Origin of the sequence: Pedobacter zeae, assembly GCF_014196715.1 — a bacterium.
GTDB lineage: Bacteria > Bacteroidota > Bacteroidia > Sphingobacteriales > Sphingobacteriaceae > Pedobacter > Pedobacter zeae.
This window is the reverse complement of the sequence record NZ_JACIEF010000001.1, coordinates 239941-260424: the sequence shown is the minus strand read 5'-3', so window position 1 is coordinate 260424 and position 20484 is coordinate 239941. Positions and strand designations below refer to the sequence as shown.

General features: G+C 41.8%; 13 protein-coding genes. 5 read left to right on the top strand and 8 right to left on the bottom strand.

Going from position 1 to position 20484, the window contains the following annotated elements:
* Nucleotides 1-12: 12 nt before the first annotated feature.
* The 8 genes from GGQ60_RS01000 to GGQ60_RS00965 all read right to left on the bottom strand — a co-directional run bounded on the left by GGQ60_RS01000 (nt 13) and on the right by GGQ60_RS00965 (nt 12267).
* Nucleotides 13-3234: an efflux RND transporter permease subunit gene (locus GGQ60_RS01000; protein ID WP_183759532.1), complete on the bottom strand. Its 3222-nt coding sequence runs from the start codon at nt 3232-3234 to the stop codon at nt 13-15.
* Between the two features lie 7 nt (nt 3235-3241).
* Nucleotides 3242-4633, bottom strand: a complete 1392-nt coding sequence (locus GGQ60_RS00995) for a TolC family protein (RefSeq protein WP_183759531.1) — start codon at nt 4631-4633, stop codon at nt 3242-3244.
* 62 nt (nt 4634-4695) lie between these two features.
* Nucleotides 4696-4992 (bottom strand): hypothetical protein, encoded by a 297-nt coding sequence (locus tag GGQ60_RS00990; protein ID WP_183759530.1) that lies wholly within the window; start codon nt 4990-4992, stop codon nt 4696-4698.
* A 582-nt stretch (nt 4993-5574) separates the two neighbouring features.
* Nucleotides 5575-6600 (bottom strand): glycoside hydrolase family 43 protein, encoded by a 1026-nt coding sequence (locus GGQ60_RS00985; protein WP_183759529.1) that lies wholly within the window; start codon nt 6598-6600, stop codon nt 5575-5577.
* Between the two features lie 5 nt (nt 6601-6605).
* Nucleotides 6606-7973, bottom strand: a complete 1368-nt coding sequence (locus tag GGQ60_RS00980; protein ID WP_221235850.1) for an alpha-L-fucosidase — start codon at nt 7971-7973, stop codon at nt 6606-6608.
* 645 nt (nt 7974-8618) lie between these two features.
* Nucleotides 8619-9878 (bottom strand): DUF2264 domain-containing protein, encoded by a 1260-nt coding sequence (locus GGQ60_RS00975; RefSeq protein WP_183759528.1) that lies wholly within the window; start codon nt 9876-9878, stop codon nt 8619-8621.
* A 9-nt stretch (nt 9879-9887) separates the two neighbouring features.
* Nucleotides 9888-11084 carry a glycoside hydrolase family 88 protein gene (locus tag GGQ60_RS00970; protein ID WP_183759527.1) on the bottom strand — a complete coding sequence of 399 codons (1197 nt, stop codon included), beginning with the start codon at nt 11082-11084 and terminating at the stop codon, nt 9888-9890.
* Between the two features lie 292 nt (nt 11085-11376).
* Nucleotides 11377-12267, bottom strand: coding sequence for a LysR family transcriptional regulator (locus GGQ60_RS00965; protein ID WP_183759526.1), 891 nt, complete (start codon nt 12265-12267; stop codon nt 11377-11379).
* A 92-nt stretch (nt 12268-12359) separates the two neighbouring features.
* Here GGQ60_RS00965 and GGQ60_RS00960 point away from each other — a divergent pair, with 92 nt between their 5' ends.
* The 5 genes from GGQ60_RS00960 to GGQ60_RS00940 all read left to right on the top strand — a co-directional run bounded on the left by GGQ60_RS00960 (nt 12360) and on the right by GGQ60_RS00940 (nt 20101).
* A complete protein-coding gene (locus GGQ60_RS00960; protein ID WP_183759525.1) occupies nt 12360-13082 on the top strand; it encodes a class I SAM-dependent methyltransferase in 723 nt (240 codons plus the stop codon).
* A gap of 162 nt (nt 13083-13244) precedes the next feature.
* Nucleotides 13245-14654: a S41 family peptidase gene (locus tag GGQ60_RS00955; protein WP_183759524.1), complete on the top strand. Its 1410-nt coding sequence runs from the start codon at nt 13245-13247 to the stop codon at nt 14652-14654.
* 72 nt (nt 14655-14726) lie between these two features.
* Nucleotides 14727-15317, top strand: coding sequence for an RNA polymerase sigma-70 factor (locus GGQ60_RS00950; protein ID WP_183759523.1), 591 nt, complete (start codon nt 14727-14729; stop codon nt 15315-15317).
* Nucleotides 15318-15666: 349 nt separating this feature from the next.
* Nucleotides 15667-16689: a FecR family protein gene (locus tag GGQ60_RS00945; RefSeq protein ID WP_183759522.1), complete on the top strand. Its 1023-nt coding sequence runs from the start codon at nt 15667-15669 to the stop codon at nt 16687-16689.
* Between the two features lie 166 nt (nt 16690-16855).
* Complete coding sequence (locus tag GGQ60_RS00940; RefSeq protein ID WP_183759521.1) at nt 16856-20101, top strand: TonB-dependent receptor domain-containing protein; 3246 nt, start codon at nt 16856-16858, stop codon at nt 20099-20101.
* Nucleotides 20102-20484: the final 383 nt, after the last annotated feature.

Here is a 20484-nt window from a genome sequence, read left to right as displayed (position 1 = left end):
TGTTTGTCGTATTTAAATTCTTGTTTTTCTTGGCATTAGGTTGGGTTCTTTTAAACTACTTTTTCTCTGCACCCAGGCAAAGACCAATGGAAGGATGAAGAGCGCTGCAAGGGTAGAAAAGAATAACCCACCAATAACGGCCCTTCCTAGCGGCGCGGTCTGTTCACCGGATTCGCCCAACCCCGATGCCATGGGGATCATGCCTGCAATCATTGCAAAACTGGTCATCAGGATCGGCCTTAAACGCATCCCGGCACTCACCACTGCTGCACGGGCAGAATCCTTGTAGTCGATCCTGAGTTTTTCTGCGTTGGTCACGATCAATATCGCATTGGCCACTGATACACCTGTAGACATGATCATCCCCATATAGCTTTGCAGGTTAAGCGTGGAGCCCGTAAGTAATAAGGCAGTAAGCGACCCGAGGATTACGGCCGGTACGGTCGAAAGCACGGTTAGAGAAAGCTTGAAAGACTGGTAATTGGCTGCAAGCAGCAGGAAAATCACCAATATTGCAAAGGCAAGTCCACCCTGAAGAGAAGATAGCGTCTCAGTCAACAGGCTCGACATTCCTTTCACTTCTGTAGTTAACCCCTTAGGTGGCGTACCTACAAACTTCAGCACCTTTTCTACATCTGCCGTTGCCGTTTCAAGATCCTTTTTATAGATGTTTGCGCTTACGGTAAGAAAACGTCTCGGGCCTGAGCGGTCGTATTCCCCTGGAACATAAGTCGTATTGAACGTTGCAATATCGCCCAGTACCGGACTGCTCTGCCCTTTTACCAAAGGTATTTCCTTTAGTTCATCCATCGTGTTCATCACATATTCTGGAACCTGTACCTGCACCTGGTAGGTATATGCAGTTTTTTCATCGAGCCATTGGTTCTTCTCGGTAAAACGGCTGGATGATGTACTCGCGGTAACCGACCTTGCAATATCAACAACATTAAGTCCAAACTGCGCCGCCTTAAGCCGGTCAAGGGTAATGGAAACCACCGGAATGTGCAGAGGCTGGGCAATCTGGATATCGCGGAGGTAATTTATTTTTTTAAGCTTGGTAAGCACTTTATTGGCATAAGATTCAATCTGGTCCATATCCTTACCTGCTACCCTAATCTCGATAGGTGTGGCAGCCCCCTGGCTCATGATCTTTTCTGTCATATCAATCGGCTCGAAGGTGATACGCAGATCGGGGAGTTTGTAAGAGATATTTTTCCTGAGCGCGTCTTTTAGTTCATCCATATTCACCTTATAATCTTCATCGAGGTTTACCTGTAACACGGCTTCATGGGTTCCGGTATTAAAAATATATAGGTTACTGGTTCCGTAACTACTTGGGATAAGCCCTACGTAGCCTGAACTTACCGCGACATGGTTATCTACTGTTTGATTGATAATGGAAAGTACTTGCTTAAATTTCTCTTCGGTGCGCTCCAGCCTGGTGCCATCAGGTGCTTTGATGCGGATCTGGAACTGGCCGTTATTGAGTTTTGGCATCATATCCTTTCCGATAAAAACGAAACTCAGTCCGGCAAGGATAATCACAAGAAAAAGATAAATTCCTACAATTCCTCTTTTCATCGATACCCACCGTTGGAGGATCGCCATAAATCTTACCTTTATCTGTTCAAATAAATCGTTTTTCTCCGGCTCGTCCTTTTCATTTTCCAGGTGTTTTTCAACCTGTTCGGCTTCCCTTTGGTCCAGAGCTTCCCCTGCATGGGCATGAACCTTGCCATGATCATAGTGTTGGTAACGCTCTTCCCTGATCATCCAGTTGGAAAGAATGGGAACCAGGGTCTGCGCTACGATAAAAGACACAATCATGGTAAAACCAATCGAGAGGGATAATGGCAGGAACATCGCCTTAGGTATCCCGTTCATCATAAAAGATGGCGCAAAAACGGCTAATATACATAGCAGGATGAGGAGCAATGGGAATGCTATTTCCTCACAGGCATCGTAAATGGCCTCGCGTTTGGGCTTTCCCATTTCCAGGTGCTGATGGATATTTTCAATCGTCACGGTTGCCTGATCAACCAGGATTCCTATTGCAAGTGCCAGACCGCTCAAGGTCATGATATTAATGGTTTGACCAAACAAACCCAATAAAAGCACACCAATTAAAATCGATACCGGAATGGTAATAACCACGATAAGACTGCTTCTAAGGTCACGCAGGAATAACAATACCATGAGACCTGTTAGTAGCGCACCCAGACCACCTTCAGTGATCAGGCTTTTTACAGAATTGATAACTGCTACAGACTGGTCAAATTCATACGAGATGTGAACATCATCTGGCAAGAGACTCTGCATTTCCGGGATTTTGGCCTTTAAGGATTTAACTACCGACCAGGTCGATGCGTCTGCGGTTTTTACTACTGGTATATAAACCGACCGTTTTCCATTGATCAATGCATAATCTACTGTAACATCTGCTGCATCTGCAACTCTTGCCACATCCCTCACCAAGATCGAAATACCATTTTTTGTGGCTATGGGAATGTTGTTGAATTCATCTACCGTCTTTACCAAAGAGTTCATGGAGGTTACCATCATGGTATTGTCCAGTCGAAGATTTCCCGAAGGCGACATCACATTGAACTTGGATAAAGCTCCTACCACCTCATCAGGAGTCAGGTTGTAGCTCCGTAGCTTGCTCGGATCTACACTAATGGTAATCGACCGGGAATTGGCACCGAATGGTGGTGGTGCCGAAAGTCCCGCTACAGAAGAAAACATCGGCCTGATACGCGTTGCCGCCATATCATAGATTTCTTTTAGGCTCCTTGATTTGGCCGAGAGTACAAGCTGGCCTACAGGCAATGAAGAGGCATCAAAGCGGACTACCTGCGGAGGTAACGCCCCTGGCGGGAAGAACTTCATGGCCCGGTTAACCTGGAGGGCAACCTGGGCAGAGGCTTCGGCCATGTTAGTACTCTCATAAAAACTCAGCTTTAACATGGTAAGCCCCTGGATGTTCTTAGCAGTAATATTCTTTACACCATTAACGTAAAGGAACTGATCCTGCAATCGGGTGGAGAAAAAGCCTTCCATCTGCTGGGGAGACATGCCGCCATAGGATTCGATAACATATATAGTTGGAGAATTAAGCTGGGGAAAAATATCTATTGGGATCTTCAGCGCACTGAGTACTGCAAAGAGCAGTAGACTCGCGATGATCACCACTGTTGTAATCGGCTTTTTCAGGGCCGAAGTAACCATTGACATATCTTTATTATTTTAATGCGTTTAACAAGGAATCTACTTGATTGGTGGCAATAGCCTTTTGAAAAAGAGCCCGGATGTACAGGTACTTTGCATTCACAAAATCGGTTTCCGCGCGGTAAAGGATGGTCAGGGCTGCATTGAGCTCAATGATATCGGTCAGCCCGTTCTTATAAAGGGAGAGCTTTTGCCGGTATCCTGCAGCAGCTGCCTTTAATTGATTGGGTATTTCATCAAGTCTTTTATGCGCTGTATTGATTTCGAGGCTAGCCTGAAGTGCGGCATTTGATAACATTAGCCGCTCCTGCTCCAGTTCCTTTAAGTAAAAATTACTGTTAGCCTTCTGGGTCCTAAGCTTTAACTGACGCCTGCGCAGATCGAAAAGGTTGTAGCTGATCCCCACGCCTACAAGGTAATTTTCCCTTTGCCATTCCAGGCCATTCGAGAGACTATTGAAATTGTCATTGGCATCAATACTTGATCCTCTTGACCAGGCTGCAGCTTGTAGGTTTATTTTTGGATTATAGGCTTTCCTGACCAATTTTTCCTTCTCCATACTGCTGAGGTAATTGTTTTTATAAAAATCAAGCAGCGGATGGCTTGAACTGTCGGTCAGATTTACAGATAAGTTTACTTCAAGCGATTTTAACCGGTCGAGGATTGTGCTGTCAGCGACAATGCGTTCGGGATTCAGCCCGCTGATAGCTGCAATATCGAGTTGAACCTGTTTATAGGTATTGTCCATTTCGATATAGTTTAGCCTTGATTTGGAGAGTTCGGCTCCTGCTATACTCGTATCTACACCCGGGCGCACACCGCTTCGGGCTAAAGATAGTATGGAACGGCCAATCTGTTCGTTACGCCTGATGTTCTGCTGCTGGATAGAAAGCATATCCTGAAGCTTTAAAAGGCTCAGATAGTCATCAATGGCAACTGCTCTGACCTGGTAGCGCCGTTGGGCAAATCTGGAACGCTCTGTAACAAGTTCTGATTTGGCTACTGCATTCTGGGCCTTGTAAGCGCCAAAATTATAAACCTCCCAATCTAGTGAAATTATGCCAAGATTAGCGAGTGCAGCCTTGGTATCACTTTCGGTTCTAACCCCCCTGGAATTAGAAGGAACAATGCCAAAGGCCATATATGGCCCTGCCACGTTATTGTTTGAGCCCAAATCCAACTGATAGTTAAGCTTCAGGTTAGGAAGGGCATTTGCTAAGGTCTCATTTAATTGGGCAGCCCTGATATCCACTGCCGTTGAATCAGCAGCAAGGGAGGGCGAAAAAGCGGTCACGTGATCGATCAGATCAACGATCCCAATGGGTTTTTGGGAGGCTTGGCCATGGCTTTCCAGGCCTATATATAAAAGTAGGAACAAACAGAAGATCTGTTTAATACGGATCATGTCTTTAAATTAAAAATTAAGGAAAAAAATTTGACGGACGTTTAGGACAGGAAACACGGTAATTAACCGCCCTCCTTCACTTCATCATATGAAATGCCTGTCAATAAAAACTGGAGATAAATCTCAGACCAGAAATACCTGGTTGGAAATATAAATTGGGACTGACCCGGCAATCCTGTATCTGATTTCAAGAAAATACCTGTTAAGGTCAGAAGCCAAAAGCGAAAGGCCAACAAACAAAATGATCCCAAGGATAACAGCTTCCAGAACAGGAAGAACGGTTTTCTTCCTTTCATCAAGGATGCACTTAAATTGCCTGGTAATTTTTGAATCCTTTCCAAGCGGAGAAAAGCTGCCATTGTACTGATTGGCCGATTTTATGCCACGGGTGGAATCCAAAAGTGATAGGTTTGATAAAAAAAAGATGTTCCCCAAAGAGATAATCAGATACAGTAAAACAACTCCGATTACAGAGCAATTTGGCACCTGCTTAATTTTCACATTCTTCAAATTTAACAACCTCAAATATACTGATGCTAAAATTCTGCATTAATTTAAAAAGATGAGCGAATAGAGGGCAACAAAACAGTTACAAAACATCAACAATTATTGAGCTACGTTGCGTAGACAGATCGAATGTAAATCAATGTACACAAAAGCTCACTATCATGCCAAAAATACCAAGCCCATTTTATCTTGAATAGACCATCATCTATCTTATCAGCCTTCATAATGAAATAAACACAGAAAGAACTACTTAAGTATGGAAATTATAGATTCAACAGCAAAAGGTAATCTTTCGCTGTTAATTGCATTATTTGTAAATGTGTCGAAGTGACCGGCTTAATATGGAGAAAGGAATTATAATGCAATACTGGTATCTTGATACCTTAGAATTGCTATATTAAGTCGTATATGATATTTGAAAAACAGTTTGCCGATTACCGTCCGTCGATATTGTGGATTTCTATTTTATCATTAATAATGCGAATCGGAAGCCATAAATAACCTGATTTTTCCAGGTCTGTTTTATTCCACCTGTCGGCCATAAAAATAAAGGTGTCCGGTTTGTTCACTACAGGCAGCACAAATGCACCCTGCGAAAAAAAAGACACTTCAGCGTTTGGTCCTTTACATGGGTTTTCGCGCGCTGCCCAGGGCCCCATTATTTGGTCTGCAACCGCATAAGAAGCCGCATTGGGCGACCAGCCGGTACAGCCAGAGGTAATTAAAAAGTATTTGCCCTTGTTTTTAAAAATAGCCGGGCTTTCTCTTCCTTTGTCTTCCAATATCCGAGTGTAAGTTTTTGTTGGTGTCAAATAATCATCGCTTAGCAAACAAACATGCATGGTGTTATTATTTTCAGACGAATAAATAAGATAGGCTTTGCCGTCGTCATCTTTAAACAAAGTCATATCCCTTAACATTTGATGGTTAGGTGCAACACTGCCCAGGTATTGATAAGGCCCAAAGGGATTATCGCTTATCGCCACACCTCCCCTTGAATAACTGTAATCGTTCTTATCGATGTGCATCCACATCACAAATTTCTTAGTGCGTTCGTTGTAGATTACCTTAGGCCTTTCAATAACCCTGCCGGTATCGAGGTCGTAACCGGGGTTGTTTGTGGTAGGCTTTAAAACCACCCCCCTGTTTTTCCAATGTTTAAGATCTGTGGAAGAATAACATGAAACACCTCCGGCCGGAACCCGGAAATCTTCCCATTGCTGATCCGGAACAAGCCATGTTTTTCCTTTCTTCACCTCACCAAAAAGGTAATAAACCCCTTTGTGATACAGCATGCCTGCACCATGGGCATTAACGGGCTTTCCATCAGTATCGATTAATGCACTGCCCTTAATTAGTGTATCAGTTAATGAATGTACCTCATTCGAAAACGATAAGTTGTAACAGCTTAACAACAATAAGATAAGCAGTATTTTAATCCGGCCATTTAAAATGTTCATAACCGCTATTTGTTTTTCGTTTTTAATAACAGAGTTGTAACCACCGGATCTAATTTTACCCCCGCGAGGTCAAGCGTAATACCTGTTGCATCCTGCTGAAATTTAACTTTTTCTCCATTTAGCATGGTACATGCTGTAATCGTCTGCTTAATTGCCGGTAATTTAATGGTAGCTCCTTCAGGGGCCTTCAACAAATGGATATATATGTTATTGCCTTTGTGTGTAGCGCCATATAAACCATCAACAGGCTGAAAAGGTCCCGGACGTGTTCCGTATATTCCTTCGCCATTTTTAGCTAACCACGCACCTACTTCTTTTAAACGCTGTACGTGTGTAGGCGGAATAACACCATCAGGGTCTGGTCCAACATTTAACAACATATTTCCACCCCGGTCTACCGTATTCACCAGCATATCGATGACCCGCTTTAAGGGCATTAAATTCTGTGCTTTATTATAGCCCCAGCTTGTTTCATTAAGGTTCAGGTTTTTTTCCCATGGGAAAGGAATAATCGGCCCTTTAACGTCTCCCCCACCTTCATCGGTCTGGAAATCTCCAACCATTCCGGATCTGGGGTTAATCACGATATCAGGATGATAGCGGCGCACCATGGCATTAAGTTTTAGCGGTTCCCAGAACCATGCTGCATCTGCATCGCTACCCTTATGGGCTAACCAGCCGCCATCGTACCACAGAATATCTATTTTGCCATAATTTTTCATGAGCTCTTCTACCTGCCCATAAGTCTGTTTCTTAAGTAAGGCCGCATTTTCAGGAAGTCCTTTAGGATCAAAATAACCCGGGAAGCGCCAATCCAGCGGAGAGTAATAAATTCCCACATATAGCCCGGCTTTACGGCATGCATCGGTATATTCTTTTACAAAATCGCGATGAGCAGCCGTTTCCCAGCTGTTAAAATGCTTATAACTTGAAGGGCTGTTCCATAAGGCGAAACCATCGTGGTGCCTGGCAACCATCACCATGTATTTCATTCCGGCTTCTTTCGCCACCTTTGCCCATTCAGCACCGCTAAAATGTTTCGGATTAAACTGAGTAGCTAATTTGGCATATTCATCTGCAGGTATTTTTTCGTTAAACATGGTCCATTCGCCGCTGGCTGGGATGGCATATAAACCCCAATGGATAAACATCCCAAATTTCTGATCTTCCCACCATTTCATTTTTTCGGGCGAGAGGTTGGAACCAGGACCCGATACACCTTCGCCTCCACCCTTTAACGAGGGGTAGATTGCGCCCTTCTCCATTGATTTCTTTTCTGCTTCGCCCATTACCTGGCTCTTTACCGCCACAGAATAACTCATGAATGTTAATACAAGCCCGGTTACGGCAATTTTTATTTTTCGGTTAAACATAATCGATATTCGAAATTTAATAGTTTACTAATGACCAACAGGGTAATATTTATGTATAAAAGTTTGGGCAACGGCACGCTGCACAGGTTGTTTTTGGTTAGCTGGTTACACGAAATTAGCTAAATTTCTGATTTCCCAAAGGTTCAGCAAAAGATAAACGTCATAAATACGTTAAAAATTTCAGAAGGATACATTTTATTTAGGAAGAGAGATCACATCCATACACGGATGTGTTGATAATCAAATATAAAAAACAGGTTATATCACCTTGATTTTCAAAAAGAAACCACCTTATTGATTTTACGATCAGGTTGATACCAGTCCTTATTATTACTTATCAGGCCCGTTAAAATAAAATGGCGAGGAGATTAATTTTCAGGAGCTAACTGATGAAGTTTGTAAAACCCGGCTTTAATGTATTAGAAAGATCATTCTATGCAGATTGAAGAAATAGCTGCCCTGGCTGGCAAAATGAAGTAAGCACATTTATATATACCTTCAAACGATGGAAAGGAAGGGTGCCCAGCGATTATCAAAAAAGTACCGATCCCATAGTAAAATTCCGTTTAAAAAGAGCAATAGGGAAACCAATATCCCGGTATTACGGCAGTATCTGACTTTCTGAATTGCTCTTTCTAATGAAGGTTAAAAATCTACATGGTAATCTTTAGGGAAAGGTTTTGCTGCCCAGGCTTTTTTCGAAGTCCATTCTGCCGGAGGTGCCGCCCAGAACTCGTCGGTAGCGGGTAAACCTAAAGGCAGGAATGATAAGGTAGCCATGTACAAACTGCCTGTAGAAGTATAATAATCGGCTATTTCAGGGTCGTGGCCACAAAAGCCAAGCTGCAACCATCCTTTTGAATCAAAAGTCCCGGGTAAGTTATAGATGTTCTGTTTAACCCTGGTTAAGGCAGAACGTACCTGCGCAGGCTGAATAGTGGCCGGTAATTTATGCATAAGGGCAATTTGGCTTAAAGCCTGGAAAGCACCGGTTCTATAGGTAATGGATCGTCCAATTGGCGGGTAGGTACCCTCTGGCGAAATCATTCGTTCCTGCCCTACTACGTAACGCTGCATCCTCTTCAGGGCAAGATCGTAACGTTCTTTTTTGATTAGCTTTTTGTCAAGCATCACGGCAAGTGTATCAACCATCATCGGGTGGATTACAAAAGAATTGTAATAATCAAAAGCCATGTTTACGCCATCACCATACCAGCCATCCCCCTTATACCATGCGTTTAAGGTATCTACACCCTCATTTAAGCGGGCTTCATCGTACTGTTCGCCTATCGATAATAAAAAGGCTTCAGTAATGGAACCAAACAGCAACCAGTTATTTCTAAAAGGCTTTCTGTTCCTCAATGATTTAAAAGATGCAATAATTTCGCGTTTGGTTTCAGGTTTCAAAGGCTCCCACAGCGCTTTTGGTGCCCTTAAAAAGGTTTGCGCCAGGTAGGCAGAATCTACAATCGGCTGGTAATCTTTGCTAAAATTTAATTTATCGGGACTGTTTGCCGCAAAGCAACTATCCAATCCTTTAATGGCCTGTAACCTGAATTTGTTCCTTAAAATGCCTTCAGCGGTATTGTCGTCAGGTAATGCAAGCCACGGCGCAATTCCGGCGTAGGTACGGCCAACAGCTTCCAGATACGATACAGCAGGTGTCCTGGAGTCGAATTTTGGCGCTGTAACCACAGGCATATTTTTAATAAGTGTTCCATTCGCTAAATTGGAAACAACAGGGCTGGCAATCTTATACAACAGTTTATACCAGTATTCCCTGTCGTTTGTTGCTCCATCTTTTGTAACGTTATCGATTTCTGTCGCTGATAAAACCTCCTTAGTGTTAAACAACCCTAATAAGCCGGTTAAAGACAACGCTCCTATAAAATTTCTTCTTTCCATTTTTGTTTGTTATAAGTACCAGTTTTTGTAGCGCAGTAATGCTTCGAGATAATAATAATCGGCATAGCTAAGCGGAACATCGACTTCTGATTTGAGTGGTAAAGCTCCTGTACTGTGCATAAGTAAAAAGCCGCCATTTTCGCCCAGCTTTGCACGATAAGCATCGGATGAAAGCGAAACAATCATCTTTTTTGCTTCGCCTACGTATAACTTTCGTTCACTTTTTGTAGCATACTGGCCTAATTCCAACAAAGCAGAGGCAATAACTGCAGCGGCTGAAGCATCGCGATAAGCACCCGGAATGTTCGGTGCATTAAAGTCCCAATAAGGAACCTGATCGGCTGGCATATTCGGATGGTTGATGATAAATTTAGCAATGTTTTTTGCCTGTTTAAGGTAATTTTTGTCCCTGGTAAAACGGTACATCATCGTATAGCCGTATAGTCCCCAGCCCTGGCCCCGGCTCCACGCCGATTCGTCGGCTGCTCCCTGGGCAGTACCTCTTTTCAGTACAGTGCCCGTGCTCATATCGTAATCCACCACATGGTAAGAGCTATAGTTTGGCCTGAAATGGTTTTTAAGTGAAACATTGGCATGGTTGATGGCAATTTCCTTATATTTCGGATCACCTCCATGATCAGATACCCAGGCAAGCAACTCCAGGTTCATCATGTTATCAATAATAACAGGGCCTTTCCATTGTTTACTACTGTTCCACGATTGGATTACTTTAGCACCCGGACGGTAGCGTGTGGCAAGCGAAGCTGCAGCAGTATCGATAGTTGGTTTGTACCAGGTGTTACCCGTAATGCGATACGCATTACCAAAGCTACAGAACATCATAAACCCCAAATCGTGGTTTCCGGTATAATGTTTCTCTTTCTCTAATATGGCCAGGCGTTTTTCGGCTTCTTTTAGGGTACCCGAATCCCTGGTATATTCGTAAATATACAATAGCGAACCCGGATAAAAACCACTGCACCACCATTTGGTGTCGCTGGTTTCGAGCTTATTCGATTTTGCATAATAAGTTTTTGGCATCCGGTCTGCAGGAGTGTTTTTGGCCAGTATCTGATATTGTTTCAGTGCAAATGCAAACTGCTTGTCGAGCAGGTCTTTCATTGCTTTTTTTTCGTCAGTTAATTGTTGTGCCTTAGCCATTACTACTGCAGCCATAAAACTTATGCCGAGCAATAATTTCTTCATCGTTTAGGTAAATTTATATCATTCATTTTATGTTAAGCCTTAACAGGCCCTTGATCGTTGGTTTCGGCAAATTTGTGCTTTTACCAGTTTAAAAAGGGTGAAAATTATAAAGGATAGGATAGAAAATCGGAAATCAATGCCCTACTAAGGTGTAATTAAGTATCAATGTGTTTACATTAGATGTTTCGGGCAACCTGGACTCATTTCAAAAAATAATGCCTCCAGATTTCATAAAAAGCTTTTGGAACAGGAAAAAACGACCTTCTTTCAGAGAAATCAACAGCATTGATCATTACTGATCATTTTTTAACGCTGCATAATGGTTAATAAACCAGGCTAATGCAGGATTTTTGTTCGATTCTTTATAAGCCAGTACCACTTCTGTGTTAACCGGGATAGCATCAAATTCGATAAAAGCTACATTTAGCTGGGCATATTGCCTTTTTAACGATAAAGGCAAAATTGATACACCCAAACCTGCTTCTACCAATTGTAATATGGAGTGTACATTATTGGCCTCATGGGTAATGTCGGGGCTAAAGCCCATTCGGTGACAGATCTCGATCAGTTTCTGGTTATATTGGGGTGCAAAATCTTTATTAAAGAAGATAAACGGACTTTTCTTCAAAAAACCGGCAAGTTCATCCTGGTTATTAATTTTTTGTTCGGTTAAGGGAATAACTACCACAAAGGGATCAAAAAACAACGATTCTACTTTTAATTGTTCTGATATAACAGGAGCCCTTAAAATACCCACATCCAAAGTTCCATGTTCTAACTCTTTAATCTGGGTAAGTGTAGGTACTTCGAACAAACTCGTTTTGAGATAAGGAAATTCCCGGTGCATCAGCTTTAAAATTTCTGCAAGGTGCGATTGGTAAACCGAACTGATATAGCCAATTTTTAATTCGCCGCTAACCCCGCCATGGATCTTACGGACAACTTCTTTGTTTTCTTCCAGTTTGGCAAATAAGGCCGCTACTTCAGCCTTAAAATACTTCCCTGCGTTGGTTAACGTAACCCGCTTATTATTCCTTACGAACAGCTTTACACCAAGTTCTTCCTCCAGTTCTTTAATCTGCCTGCTCAAAGGAGGTTGCGAGATAAAAAGTTTGGCTGCTGCTTTGGTAAAATGAAGCTCCTCTGCAACGGTTTTAAAATATAACAAATGTCTGAGTTCCATTCCAATAATACCTAAAAAGTATCAAATTATGCAATAATTGATATTTTACAAATATGATAAACAGCGCTAACTTTACGAAAAAAATTAAAGCAATGCATAAAGATTATTCGCGTAAGGCAACAAATGAAGAAATTAAAACCAGGTTTGATAACGATGTTGAACGTTTCTCGAACTTAGAAAGCGGTCAGCAAACCACTATAGATGCGCCCTTAACCATGGAGCTTTGCACAGGTGCTGCCGAATGCGTTAACCCCAATGCAAAAGAGCTATTGGATATTGGATGCGGCGCTGGCAATTACACATTAAAAATGCTCAGCAAGATCCCGAACCTCAACTGTACACTTAATGATTTGAGTTTACCGATGTTGGAACGTGCCAGAAAGCGGGTATCGGCACAAACCACCGGAAAAATAACCATTATACAGGACGATATGCGCAACCTGAATTTGCCCGATAACCATTTCGACATTATACTTGCTGCAGCAACCTTCCATCATTTACGTACCGATACCGATTGGGAACTCGTTTTTACTAAAGTTTACCGCGCTTTAAAACCCGGGGGCAGTATCTGGATTTCAGACCTCATTGCGCACGATTCGGTATTGATCGATAACCTGTTTCGAAATCACTACGGGGCTTACCTTGAAACGCTGGGTGGTGAGGCATACAAACAAAAAGTATTTGACTATATTGAATATGAAGATACCCCACGTTCTATAAATTATCAGCTGGCCTTGCTACAAAAAGTTGGATTTAGCACTACCGAAATCCTGCACAAAAACTCTTATTTTGCAGCCTTTGGCGCCATAAAATAAAAATTATGCCCGGGCATATTTATACTAATACCGGGCATAAGCTCAGCTAAGCTTAAAAACTGATGGTTTTAAGCCAGATGCCATAAATAAAATCAACCACGAAAAATTAATACCGGGTTAACAATAGTAGTTTTAAGTTTGTCATAAAAATCCGGAAAGGCGATGACAAACTTTATAACCAGCTTAAAAAGAATAATTTACAACTGCATTTATTTTGTATTTCTTTTTTCCGCCATCCTGTCGTCCTGCAAAAAAGCCAATAAAAATCCCGACTATCCCATTGGGAGCAATGAGCACATCAATGCCTGGATACTCGATAGCCTAAAACGCTACTATTATTGGAATGAGCAATTACCTGCTAACCCCAACCTCAGTTTACCGCCAAAAGATTTCTTTAATGCTGTCCGAAATTTATCCGATCGTTTTTCCTATATCAGTATTCCTGACGATCCCACTACTTCAATAGCCAGCAATAGAAATTTTGGCTTTGATTATGCAACGGTAAGCGACCAAAACAATACAAAAGTTATTGGAATTATTAAAGTGGTATTAAAAGATTCTCCTGCTTCGAGGGCAGGTTTAAAACGTGGGGATTACATCAGTAAAATTAACGGCAAAACTTTAACTGCCACTAATGTGCAGGCTTTACAAACCGAGATTTTAAGCAGCGACCGCTTTTCTTTAGGTTTAACCGAGCCGGTGAACAATACCTGGACAGATACCCGCACCGTTGAATTAAGTAAAGGGATTATACTCGACCAGCGGGAAATTAGCAAGGTGATGGAAAGCGATGGAAAAAAAATCGGTTACCTGTATTTTCTGGATTTTAATGGTGGTCTGGCCAGTTCGCTCAGGCCTGTTTTTAGTAATTTTAAAGCCGAAGGTATATCTGAACTTATCCTCGATCTCCGTTATAATGCAGGTGGCCAGGTGGCAGAAGCTGCCGGGATATGCGCCATGATTGCCCGAAACATATCGTTCGATAAACCTTTCATTACTTACAGCGGCAATAAAAACGGAGGCACTAAAACCGAATCGATTGGTACTGCGGCTACTTTTGATGGCACCGTGAATTTTAATACACTCCTGCAACAAAACCTTGGCCTCAGCCGGGTTTATATTTTATCAACAGCCGCAACAGCATCCGCATCAGAAGTCGTGATCAATAACCTTAAACCTTTTATCCAGGTGGTGTTAGTCGGTGAAAAAACCAGGGGCAAAGATGAAGCATCTTTTAGGATATTTGATGCCCGCCGACCTAAACTGGTAAACTGGGAAATGCATCCGATTGTGTATAAACTTTTTAATGCGCTGGGCAACGGCGGGTACAGTACGGGGATTAACCCCGACATCACCGTCAATGAAATGAGTAGCCTGCCCCTGCTCCAACCGGGTGATGCTGCAGATCCGTTAATAAAAGCGGCAATCAACGCCATAACAGGTAAAGCCAGCAAAACTTCGGTTGCTTCAACTCATCTTGTTTCTGATGGCTTCAGGGCCGATCGCATTTTAATCGATTCGAGGGTACAATCTGCTCTGCAAAGTACTGTAACTACTCACCGGATAAAGTGATAGAAAAGGTTTTCATTGTGTTAACATTAACTTTAAACGCGACCGCTAACTTGCCTCCCATAACCGGTACTTATGGAACAGTTGGAAGATTTTAGAAACGCAAAACTCCTCAATGCAGTAAAAACTGGCAACTCAGCTGCTTTTAACGAAATTTACCATCAGTACCGCAAAAAAATATATGGTTATGCTTATCATTTCACCCGGGGCAAAGAAGAAGCAGAAGAACTTACCCAGGATGTTTTTGTAAGGCTCTGGGAAAACAGGTCGAAGATCGATCCTGAAAAGAATTTTGATGCCTTTCTTTATACCCTAATCCGTAACAATTTTCTTTCTACCCTTCGTAAAAAAGCCCGGGAAAAAGCCTATAGCAACGAAAACCTCAAGCATGAGCAGTCTTTTAATGCCATAGAAGACGAACTTAATGCAAAAGATACCAAACAGATTGCCCTGGAGGCAATAGAAAGTCTTTCCCCACAGGTAAAAAAAATATACCTGATGAGCAGAAATGATCACCATACACATGAAGAAATAGCGCAGCTGATGGGTATCTCGAAAAACACGGTAAACAATCACCTTAAAAAATCGCTTGGAATTATGCGTAAATACTTTAGCATATATTCTCCCGAAACAATACTATCTTTTATCTTGATCATGTTTTGTTGATGGTTGGCATAGCGTGTTAAAATAAGTCTTCACTTCCATCATCCATCTTTACATCTTACATCATTAAGAATAATTCTCCACTTCATCCATCTCACATCATCCATCTTTACATCTTACATCATTAAGAATCACATGAAGGTTTTTAGCAAAACCCTCGCGGCGTATCCTCCTGAACATTCTTCATAACCACCTGATTTACTGAAACATAATCCATCCGCCCATTTCCTTTTACATCTCACATTTTCCATCTTCATAATTTCTTTAAAAAAATTTCAATTTCCTATAGCTGTATACAGGATTTCGTGCATATATATAGTAGCGCGCAGCATAAAAGCTCAGAAACGTTAACGTGAAAGAAAACATTAAAATACTATTTGAACATTACCTGGCAGGTAAAACCAACCCGGAGCAAGAAAAAATCCTGATGGACTACCTTGCCGATCCAACGAACGCTGATAGTGAGTTTCATGAAACCATGGAAAAAACCTGGGCAAAACAAGCAAATGAACCCGATTACTCTGCAACTGCTGTTGAGGGGCTGGCAGAGGTATGGAGTAAAGTAGAAGAACGCCAGCCAAAAAGCAGGTTGCTCTTCCCATTCGTAAAGTATGCCGCAGCAATTGTGGTCATCATTTCTGCATCGCTGGGCTGGTATGCCTATAAAAAAGCACAGCAGCCTATAGAAACAGGCATTTCCTTTTTAAGTAAAACTACCCAAAAAGGCGAAAAAGTAAAGCTGATCTTGCCCGATAGCTCTATTGTATACCTTGGCGCAGGCAGTAAGCTTACCTGGCCATCGCACTTTGTGAAAGGAAGTTTAAGAAATATCCGGTTAGAAGGCGAAGCATTTTTTGAAGTAAAACATGATGCCTCCAGCCCGTTTATTGTACACAGCGGACAGATGCAGACCAGAGTTCTGGGCACTTCGTTTAACATTTATGCTTATCCAAAAGACGGAACTTTCAGTGTGGCCGTGCGTACCGGTAAGGTAAAAGTTTCGGAGAGCAACGGGGGAAAATTAAAACAACTTTCGCTCCTTACTCCCGGAATGAAATTATTATACCATCTAAAAGCGCACGGTTATGCGATCAGTAACGGGCGCATTACCGAAGTTAACGCATGGATCAAAAACAGCTTTGCTTTTAAAGATGTAAGTCTGCCGGATATGTTCCAATCGTTAGAAAGGTATTACAATGTACATTTCGAATTAAAGGCTCATAAATTAAACCAGTGCAGGTATAATGCCACATTTACCAATAAAAGTATTGGCGAAGTAATGGAAGAAATCCGCGTAATGAGCGGCAAAAAGATGAAATATAAAATAGACACTGCGAACAAAACAATTACCGTATGGGGGGAGGGCTGTCAATGATGAGTTAGCCATATGCTACAGCGCTAAAAACGCGCACTAAACCGGATTTATACCTATGAAAAATAAATTAAACCTCTTAATGCAAATAAGGAGCCGGATTGCTCGAACAATCCAGCTCCTAAACAAAAGTTTTTAACCCGTGAGAATTAAAAAACGTCTTGAACCTATGAAAATAGGATTTTATGAATATATAAAAGAATATATTATCAATTTCGGTTACCGGCCGGCAGCATTTACGTTGCTACTATGCGGCTTTTTGTTTAACCAGACCATGGCTAAAAGCTTTGAACAAACGCCGGGAGAAAGTAATGTGAGCATCAAAATAGCCGGACTAAGCATTTCAGATGCCCTTAGTCTTTTAGAAGAAAAAGCAGGCTTTTCGATTAATTACAACCGCTCTATTTTTAACCAAAACAGTAAAATAAGCCTTGAGGCAAAAAATATGCCGCTTGAGTTGGTCCTGAAAAAAATACTTTCAGGAACCAGGGTAACTTACAGGTTTGCTGATACCCATACCATATTGCTTTACAAGCTTCCTGATCCGGTAAAACCGGGAAGAATAGCAGGAAAAGTGTTTGATGAAAAAGGCGAAACCCTGCCCGGTGCATCCATTAAAATTATGGAGACGGGTAAAGCTACGCAAACCGCCAGTGATGGCGGTTTTACTCTAGTTACCGATCCGGGTAAGTACACGGTAGAAATCAGTTACATTTCTTTTAATACCCAGCGCATTAGCGACGTGGAAGTAAAAGCCGATAAAAGCACGCCGCTTAACATTGCCCTTAAACCGGATGCAAAAGGCCTGCAGGATGTTGTCGTAACCGCCAGTTACAAGAAAGCTTCGGTTGAGGGTTTACTGGCCCGCCAGAAAAATGCTTCTGAAATCAGCAACGGAATCAGTGCCGAACAGATTTCGAGAACACCGGATAAAAACATAGGAGAAAGTTTGAAACGCATAAGCGGGGTAAGCTCAGTAGACAATAAAATGGTTTTGGTACGCGGAATAGGCGAACGTTACAATACCGCCCAGCTGGATGGGATTACCCTGCCCAGTACCGAAGCACAAACCCGTAACTTCTCTTTTGATTTAATTCCATCGAATCTGGTCGATAACGTGGTGGTAAGTAAAACGGTTACGCCCGATATGAACAGCAGTTTTGGTGGTGGTTTAATACAGATCAATACCAAAGATATACCTACTGAAAACTTCATGGGTTTTACTGCAGGTACCTCCTATAACGATCAAAGTACCGGTAAAGACTTTTTAAGTCATAAGCGTGGCAAATATGATTATTTTGGTTTTGACGATGGCCGCAGGAAATTTCCGGCTGGTTTAGAACATACGGAGCGTACTACAGCACCCAACAATACCCTTACAGATGAACAGTATCAGCAAAAGCTGATTGCCCAAAGCCAAAAATTTAGCAATGATAATTTTACGGTGTACCGCTATAAAACCGCTCCGTCTCAAAATTATCAGTTTACCTTGGGTAGAATCATCGGGATGGATACCACAAATAATAAAAAACTGGGGTTTACCACATCGTTAAGTTACCGCAATAACCAGAACATTAACACCATAGAGCAGCAAATAAGGGGCGATTGGAATGTTAATACCCCAAACGCTGGTGCGAAATACCTGTTCAACACGACCTTAGCCGCCATGCTGAATGTGGGTTTACAGCTTGATAAAAACAGGTTTAGTTTCCGAAACACCTATACACACATTTATAACAACGATTTGGTAAGAACCATTGGTTACGATGCCGATAATGGATTCGAATTCTTTACCAAGGGTAGAAAACCAAATGCCATTGTAGAAGCCGACGACCCTACTTATACCGATCTGTTACAGAATAAACTAAACGGGCAGCACCAGGCGGGTAAAGTAAAGCTGGAGTGGAATTTATCGCGCACATCGATAGACCGTAAAGAGAAAGATCTGAGCATTGCTACGCAGAACTTGCAGCAATTTGGTAATGATTACGAATATTTTTATCAGGCAAGCGGGCAAAGGGAGGGCTATATTAAACCTACTTCACGGCATAACTACAGTAATAACGAACACCATTTTGCCTGGGGTGGAGATGCCAGTATGCCTTTTAAAACTGGCCTGTTAAATCATACCATAAAAACGGGTTATTTTGGCATCCACAAAGAAGGAGCGTTAAACTGGGAAATTGCATCGCTTGTTCGCAGCGCAACCATACCCGATAGCCTGAGGTACATTTCTATCGGCCAAATGACCGATCCCTCCAAAATTGGCAATAATGGCTACAACTATTTTATTAACCCGTATTTTTTAAACGGTTATAAAGGAAAAAGTATTACCCAGGCAGGATATGTAATGCTCGACAACCGCCTTGCAGAAAAATTACGCCTGGTTTGGGGTGTAAGGGCTGAATATTATAAATATACGGAGCTGCGTAACGACCTGAATGTGAGGGGCACAAGCAGCTTTGTACTGCCGCCCGAAAAAAAATGGCGCTGGTTACCATCGGCTAATCTAACCTATAGCCCTGCAAAAGAAATTAACATCAGGGCAGCTTTTTCAAACGCTGTAGTAAGACCCGAATTAATGGATAACAGCCAGTTTTTCAGGTACGACCCTATGTTCGATGCCCAGTTTGGCAACGAAGGTTTAGCCAGTACACAGATTAAGAATTACGATTTTAAAGTAGAATGGTTTCCCGGCCTGGGCGAAATTATCTCGGCCAGCGCCTTTTATAAAAAATTCGACCAACCGGTTGAAGTAGTTTACAGCATTTCGAATGGCGGCGGTTTTTATTATATCAAAAACTCTGATGAAGCCAAGGTTTACGGATTAGAACTGGAGTTAAGGAAAAATCTGGGATTTCTGACCAGCAATCCCCTGTTATCGCGGTTAACACTTTATGGCAACCTCACGCTACAAACAGCCAATGTTGTTGGAACCTATGAAACTACAGGTGCCAATGGCGAGAGTGTTACGGTAAGCTCCAAAGCCAAAAGAAACATGTATGGGCAGGCTCCTTACCTTGTTAATATCGGTTTACAATATTTAGACGAACACTTTGGTTTTAATGTGGCTTATAATAAATCGGGCCGCAAAACCACATTGGTGAGTCCGGAACTGAATAATATCGAATATGAAAACCCGCGCGATCAGATTGATGCGCAGATCAGTTATAAATTTTATAAAAACAGGTTCGAAGTAAAACTGAATGCCGGTAATTTACTCAATAAAGCTTCATTGATTTATAGAAATACAGGGAGTTATGAACCTAACCCCGATTACCAGGCAGGTGCTGATTACAGCAATAAATTGCGCTTAAAGCCTGGTTTCACCAATAATCTGGAAGATGGAGACCAGGTGATGTTTTCGCAAAAATTTGGCCGGACCTACAGCACTTCCATTACCTATAATTTTTAACCGACCATGAAAAACAGTTCTAATAAGGTTACACCATTTAGCAAGAAAGGAGGAAAATTATTTCCTGCATAGCCATAAAAAAACGAAAGGTTGTACCAGAACCCTTCGTTTAAACCGATCATTTCTAGCAGAACGGCCTATCAGGATCAACCTGAATTATTTTAATAAATACTGTTAAAAACCCAGGGTAGCTAACAGATTTGCTTAGTTAAATCGATATGAATGACTAAGATATAAAAAAACCTAACATTTAGGTGTAAGTGTGCTTTTATTTCCTTAAAAAACATGGAATAATTTTCACTCCAACTGAATGACACTGAAAAAATCAACCTGAAAAAACATGGATCCTACCTATAAGGTCCTATGAAAAACAAAAAAATGAA

Bases quoted from the DNA above. Each gene is read 5' to 3' on its own strand.
- GGQ60_RS01000 (WP_183759532.1), bottom strand. From the start codon at position 3,234: ATGTCAATGGTTACTTCGGCCCTGAAAAAGCCGATTACAACAGTGGTG.
- GGQ60_RS00995 (WP_183759531.1), bottom strand. From the start codon at position 4,633: ATGATCCGTATTAAACAGATCTTCTGTTTGTTCCTACTTTTATATATA.
- GGQ60_RS00990 (WP_183759530.1), bottom strand. From the start codon at position 4,992: ATGGCAGCTTTTCTCCGCTTGGAAAGGATTCAAAAATTACCAGGCAAT.
- GGQ60_RS00985 (WP_183759529.1), bottom strand. From the start codon at position 6,600: ATGAACATTTTAAATGGCCGGATTAAAATACTGCTTATCTTATTGTTG.
- GGQ60_RS00980 (WP_221235850.1), bottom strand. From the start codon at position 7,973: ATGTTTAACCGAAAAATAAAAATTGCCGTAACCGGGCTTGTATTAACA.
- GGQ60_RS00975 (WP_183759528.1), bottom strand. From the start codon at position 9,878: ATGGAAAGAAGAAATTTTATAGGAGCGTTGTCTTTAACCGGCTTATTA.
- GGQ60_RS00970 (WP_183759527.1), bottom strand. From the start codon at position 11,084: ATGAAGAAATTATTGCTCGGCATAAGTTTTATGGCTGCAGTAGTAATG.
- GGQ60_RS00965 (WP_183759526.1), bottom strand. From the start codon at position 12,267: ATGGAACTCAGACATTTGTTATATTTTAAAACCGTTGCAGAGGAGCTT.
- GGQ60_RS00960 (WP_183759525.1), top strand. From the start codon at position 12,360: ATGCATAAAGATTATTCGCGTAAGGCAACAAATGAAGAAATTAAAACC.
- GGQ60_RS00955 (WP_183759524.1), top strand. From the start codon at position 13,245: ATGACAAACTTTATAACCAGCTTAAAAAGAATAATTTACAACTGCATT.
- GGQ60_RS00950 (WP_183759523.1), top strand. From the start codon at position 14,727: ATGGAACAGTTGGAAGATTTTAGAAACGCAAAACTCCTCAATGCAGTA.
- GGQ60_RS00940 (WP_183759521.1), top strand. From the start codon at position 16,856: ATGAAAATAGGATTTTATGAATATATAAAAGAATATATTATCAATTTC.